The sequence below is a fragment of the Sphingomonas bacterium genome (assembly GCF_903643065.1).
Lineage (GTDB): Bacteria > Pseudomonadota > Alphaproteobacteria > Sphingomonadales > Sphingomonadaceae > Sphingomonas.
Window position 1 is genome coordinate 1 of the sequence record NZ_CAHJWX010000231.1, and the last position, 4,566, is coordinate 4,566.

Sequence of the window (4,566 nt, forward strand, 5' to 3'; positions counted from 1 at the left end):
GGCGGCGCGGCCGCGTTCACGCCGTCCGGCGGCGCGCTGGCCGGCATCGCGGAAGGCGCCGGACGCCTCGCCGACACACGCGCATCGCTGAACGCGCTCGCCAGCGACTTCACGACGGAGGTCAACGCGATCCAGGCGAACGGCCGCGATCTCGATGGCCAGCCCGGCGCCGCGATGTTCGCCGCCGGCGCCACGCCGACCGACCTCACCGTCACGCTCGCCGACGGACGCGGTATCGCCGCCGCCGCGGCGGGCGGGGGCACCCGGGACGCCGCCAATCTGCGGGTGCTGAGCGACATGCGCGGCGCGCATGGGTGGCAAACGGGCGTGACCTCGCTCACCACCGGCAACGCCGCCGCGCTCGAACAGCGCAAGCTGGTCGGCGACGCGCAGACGGCGATCCGCGATGGCGCGGTGGCGTCGCGCGACGCGGTGTCGGGGGTCGATCTCGATCAGGAAGCGGTCGAGCTGCTGCGCTTCCAGCAGGCCTATACCGCGTCGAGCCGCGTCATCCAGGTCGCGCGCGAGACGATGCAGTCGATCCTCGACATCAGGTGAGCGCGATGCAGGTCTCCACCCGCCTCTTCTACGATCGCGCGAGCGCCGCGATGGGCGCGTTGTCGGCGCAGGCGGACACGCTCCAGACGCAGATCGCGACGGGCAAGAAGCTGGCGGTCGCGTCCGACGATTCGGTCGCGTACGCGCGGCTGCGCGGGGTCGCCCAGGCCAGCGCCGACGCGAAGGCGAGCGGCACCAACCTGGACCTCGCCGCCTCGGTGCTGGCGCAGGCGGATTCGACGCTGACCGCGATGACCGCGCAGCTTCAGCAAGCGTCGGAACTCGCGATTCAGGCACGCAGCGGGACGCAGGACAAGGTCTCGCTCGGCGCGCTCGCCGACGGCATCGACGCGATCCGCGACCAGCTCGCCGATCTCGGCAACGCGGTCGACCCGCGCGGGCTCCCCCTGTTCGGCGGCGGCGATGGCGGCGCGGCGGTCACCGCCAACGCCGACGGGAGCTACAGCTACGCCGCGACCAGCCCCAGCGCGATCCCGGTCGGCGGCGGCCAGTCGGTGCAACCCAGCGACACCGCGCATCGCGTGTTCACCTCGGCCGCCGGCGACGCGCTGGCGATGCTGACGCGGCTCTCCGCCGCGTTGCGCGCCGGCACGGATGTCGACGCGGCGGCGGCGAGCGCGGTCGGTGACCTCGCGACCGCGACGACGCAGGTCTCCACCGTCCAGGCCTCGCTCGGCGCGCGCGCCGCGCATGTCGAGCTGGCGCAGGCGGCGCTGACCCGGGCGAACACCGATCGCGAGGCGACGCGATCGGGGCTGGAGGACACCGACGTCACCGCCGCGATCACGCAATTGCAGAAGACGATGACGGTGCTGTCGGCCACCCAGGCGAGCTTCACCAAGCTGCAGGGGCTGAGCCTGTTCGACTATCTGAAGTAAGGCGACCCGCCGACCTGCTCGCGGTGTCGGCTGCTTAACCCGACGCCAATCATTCCCGGCTAGCGCTTTCCCGAACGGTCCCTTGCGCCGCCCGGAGTCTTCATGTTCCCAGCCATCGGCCTCGTCGTCCTGCTCGTCATGGTGTTCGTCGGCTTCGCCTTCACCGGCGGCGCGCTCGGGCCGGTGATGGAGGCGATCCCGCACGAGATGCTGATCATCGGCGGCGCCGCCGCCGGCGCGCTGATCATCGGCAATTCGGGCAAGGAGCTGAAGGCGATGGGCGGCGGCCTCGCCAAGGTGTTCAAGGGGCCGAAATACAAGAAACAGGACTATCTCGACGTCATCTTCCTGGTGTCGAAACTGATGAAGATGCTGCGCACCGAAGGGCCGATCGCGCTGGAGCCGCATGTGGAGGACCCGGCCTCGTCCGCGCTGTTCTCCGAATATCCCAAGCTCCAGAAGGACAGCACGCTGGTCGCCCTGATCGCCGACACGCTGCGGCTGGTCGTCGTGTCGTCGGGCACGCTGGACGTGCACGCGGTGGAGGAGGTGATGGACCACGCGATCAAGTCGCACCATCACGAGGTGGAGGGGCCGCAAGGCACACTGACCACCCTCGCCGATTCGCTGCCGGCGCTGGGCATCGTCGCCGCCGTGCTCGGCATCGTCAAGACGATGGGCTCGATCGACAAGCCGCCGTCGATCCTGGGCGGCATGATCGGCTCCGCGCTGGTCGGCACGTTCATGGGCGTGCTGCTCGCCTATGGCATCGTAAACCCGCTCGCCAATCGGCTCAAGCAGGTGATCGACGCCGACGGCACGATCTATCATGTGGTCAAGCAGATCATCGTCGCCTCGCTGCACGGCCATCCGCAGCCGCTGGTGATCGAGGCCGCGCGCTCGGGCATCGCGCACGCCAACCAGCCCGGCTTCGCCGAGGTGTTCGACGGCTTGCGGGGGCGGTAAGTGGCGGCCAGGGCTCCCCACGGCGCCAACCAGCCGCCCAAGATCGTCATCGTCAAGAAGATCATCGAGGGTGGTCACGGCGGACATCATGGCGGCGCGTGGAAGGTCGCCTATGCGGATTTCGTGACGGCGATGATGGCGTTCTTCCTGTTGCTGTGGCTGCTCGGCGCCACCAACGAGAAGCAGCGCAAGGGCATCGCCGACTATTTCACGCCGACGCTGGTCAAGCTGCGCGAGAACTCCGCCGGATCGAACGGGATGTTCGGCGGCGCGTCGCTGCTCGACAAGGACAATTACCCGCATCGCGCGGCGCAGACCGGGACCAAGGCGATCACCATCCCGATGGGCGCGACCGGCGGCAGCGATGTCGGCACCGGGACCAAGGGCTCGATCAAGAACCCGACCGCCCTGCAGGCGGAGGATCGCCGCGCGTTCAAGGCGATGCACCGGCAGGTCGCCGAAGCGATGGCGCATTCACGCGACCTCGCCCAGCTCGCCCGGCACGTCCACTTCGTCCAGACGCGCGACGGGATGCGGATCGACCTGGTCGATGACGCGGATTATTCGATGTTCGCGGTCGGCACGACGATGCTGGACGGTCGCGCGGGCGAGCTGATCGGCATGATCGCGGCGGCGGTGAAGGGGTCTGCCAATCCGATCATGATCCGCGGCCACACCGACAGCCTGCCCTATGGCGATCCGCGCGCGATGAACAACTGGATGCTGTCCACGGGGCGGGCGGAGGCGACGCGCCGGCGGCTCGCGCTGGGCGGGCTCCCCGAACCGCGCTTCGCGCGGATCGAGGGCGTCGCCGACCGCGAGCCGATGATCGCCGCGCATCCGGGCGATCCGCGCAACCGCCGGGTAGCGATCACGCTGCTGTACCGGACGCCGACGTTCGGGTCATAGCGCGGCGCGTTCCTCTTTTCCCCAGCGAAGCTGCTAGCGCCTCGACGACGGTCGGCACGAACGGAATGGGGTGCGCAACGCCTCCTGACTCCGTTCGTCCCGAGCGAAGTCGAGGGACAGGGGATCTCAACCCAACCGACGCCGACGCCGGTTCACGCCGCCGGCGCGTCCGCCTTCTTGCGCCCGCGCTTGGCCGGCGCGGCCGCCACCTCTGGCTCGGCCGGCGCCGCCTCGGGCGCGGGCTCGCCCTGCTTCTGGCCCGGCTTGCGACCTAGGCCGATCTGCTTGGCCATCGCGCGGCGGCTCTCCGAGTAGTTCTCGGCGACCATCGGGTAGTCGGCCTTGAGCCCGTAACGCTCGCGATATTCCTGCGGGCTGAGGCCGTTGGTGGCGAGATGGCGACGCAGCGTCTTGTACGGCTTGCCATCGATCATCGAGATGATGTGGTCCTTGGACGCCAGGCTCTTGCGCGCGGTCGTCGCGGGCGAATATTCGGCCGCCGGCGCGGCCTCCGGCTGCGATTGGCCGGCGCCCAGCAGCTTGGACACGGTGTCATGCATCTTGCCCAGAAAGGCCGGCACGTCGTCGGCGGCGCTGCGGGTATTGGGATTGCCGAGCCAGGCGATGGTGAGCTCGGTCGCCAGCTCGACCGCGTTGAGGTCGGTGGTGTCGTCGGCCATGTGAATACTCCGGTGCAAAGGTCGGCCGTCCCTAGCCGCCGATCTTCGTTCCCGCAACTGCTTGGCAATACTATCGTTCTTCGCGCCCGATGCTATGGGGCGGTCGAGGAGACGACGAGCATGAAGATCAGCGCGCGCAACCAGTTCGCCGGCACGGTCACCGCGATCACGCCCGGCGCGGTGAACGGCACGGTCAAGGTCGACATCGGCGGCGGCCACCACGTCACCGCCAGCATCACCGAGGAGGCGATCGCCGATCTCGCGCTCCGCCCCGGCGACCGCGTCACGGTGATCGTCAAGGCGAGCGACGTGCTGATCGGCAAGTGAGGGTCGGGCCGCTCCGCCTGAAGCTCCAGCTCGCCTGCGGTGACCGCTATGCGCTGGGCCCCGGCAAGGCGGACCTGCTGGACGCGATCGGGCGGGAGGGCTCGATCTCGGGCGCGGCGCGCGCGCTGGACATGAGCTATCGCCGCGCCTGGCTGCTGGTGGACGAGATGAACCGCTGCTTCGCGCGGCGCGTGGTGGAGGCGGCGCCCGGCGGCGGGCGCGGCGCG

General features: G+C 69.8%; 7 protein-coding genes. 6 read left to right on the plus strand and 1 reads right to left on the minus strand.

Going from position 1 to position 4,566, the window contains the following annotated elements:
- From HUU95_RS09135 to HUU95_RS09150, 4 genes are all read left to right on the plus strand, one after another.
- Positions 1-558, plus strand: a 558-nt coding sequence (locus tag HUU95_RS09135; RefSeq protein WP_302480114.1) for a flagellar basal body rod C-terminal domain-containing protein, incomplete at its 5' end; no start/stop codon positions are given.
- A gap of 5 nt (positions 559-563) precedes the next feature.
- Positions 564-1,457, plus strand: coding sequence for a flagellin (locus tag HUU95_RS09140; RefSeq protein WP_174279832.1), 894 nt, complete (start codon positions 564-566; stop codon positions 1,455-1,457).
- 102 nt (positions 1,458-1,559) lie between these two features.
- Positions 1,560-2,423 carry a flagellar motor stator protein MotA gene (motA, locus tag HUU95_RS09145; protein ID WP_174279827.1) on the plus strand — a complete coding sequence of 288 codons (864 nt, stop codon included), beginning with the start codon at positions 1,560-1,562 and terminating at the stop codon, positions 2,421-2,423.
- Positions 2,424-3,332, plus strand: a complete 909-nt coding sequence (locus HUU95_RS09150) for a flagellar motor protein MotB (protein ID WP_174279828.1) — start codon at positions 2,424-2,426, stop codon at positions 3,330-3,332.
- Between the two features lie 152 nt (positions 3,333-3,484).
- On the opposite strand, the gene HUU95_RS09155 is transcribed toward HUU95_RS09150, so the two are convergent.
- Entirely contained in the window at positions 3,485-4,012 is a 528-nt protein-coding gene (locus tag HUU95_RS09155) for a MucR family transcriptional regulator (RefSeq protein WP_174279829.1), read from the minus strand.
- 120 nt (positions 4,013-4,132) lie between these two features.
- Here HUU95_RS09155 and HUU95_RS09160 point away from each other — a divergent pair, with 120 nt between their 5' ends.
- Positions 4,133-4,339: a TOBE domain-containing protein gene (locus HUU95_RS09160; protein WP_174279830.1), complete on the plus strand. Its 207-nt coding sequence runs from the start codon at positions 4,133-4,135 to the stop codon at positions 4,337-4,339.
- The coding region (locus tag HUU95_RS09165; RefSeq protein WP_174279831.1) for a winged helix-turn-helix domain-containing protein at positions 4,336-4,566 on the plus strand (231 nt) is incomplete at its 3' end. The genes HUU95_RS09160 and HUU95_RS09165, both read left to right, overlap by 4 nt.

What these genes read in the sequence shown, in the direction of transcription:
- HUU95_RS09160 (WP_174279830.1), top strand. Translation starts at nt 4,133, where the DNA reads ATGAAGATCAGCGCGCGCAACCAGTTCGCCGGCACGGTCACCGCGATC.
- motA (WP_174279827.1), top strand. Translation starts at nt 1,560, where the DNA reads ATGTTCCCAGCCATCGGCCTCGTCGTCCTGCTCGTCATGGTGTTCGTC.
- HUU95_RS09155 (WP_174279829.1), bottom strand. Translation starts at nt 4,012, where the DNA reads ATGGCCGACGACACCACCGACCTCAACGCGGTCGAGCTGGCGACCGAG.
- HUU95_RS09140 (WP_174279832.1), top strand. Translation starts at nt 564, where the DNA reads ATGCAGGTCTCCACCCGCCTCTTCTACGATCGCGCGAGCGCCGCGATG.